Raw genomic sequence first — 513 nt, 5'->3', positions numbered from 1 at the left:
CCCGGGTCCACCGCGGTGCCTGCCTGGTGGACCTGCGCTGCGTGCCCGAGGCCGACGACGAGCGGCTCGCCGCCGCCGTGCGCTCGGCGCTGACGCATGTCGAAGACCGGCAGCGGACCACGGGGTCCTGACATGTTCGTGCTGGCCACCGCGGGACACGTCGATCACGGGAAAAGCACCCTCGTGCGCGCGCTCACCGGAATGGAGCCCGACCGGTGGGCCGAGGAACGGCGCCGCGGTCTGACCATCGACCTGGGTTTCGCCTGGACCGTGCTTCCGTCGGGCAGGGACGTGGCGCTCGTGGACGTGCCCGGACATGAGAAGTTCCTGGGCAATATGCTGGCCGGGCTCGGACCCGTTCCGGCCGTGTGTTTCGTCGTCGCCGTGGACGAAGGCTGGCAGGCCCAATCCAGCGATCATCGGGACGTTGTCGCGGCGTTGGGCATCAACCACGGGCTGGTGGTGCTGACCCGCAGCGACCGCGCCCCGGGCCGGGCCGGCGAGGTCCTCGCG

General features: G+C 71.5%; 1 protein-coding gene. It reads left to right on the top strand.

What is annotated here, in order from left to right:
- Positions 1-132 precede the first annotated feature (132 nt).
- Positions 133-513: GTP-binding protein (locus tag AC5RV2_RS18890; RefSeq protein WP_494093603.1), on the top strand; the 381-nt coding region annotated here is incomplete at its 3' end.

This window comes from Arthrobacter sp. Y3225116 (assembly GCF_059091245.1).
This window is presented reverse-complemented; position numbering and strand designations above follow the sequence as displayed.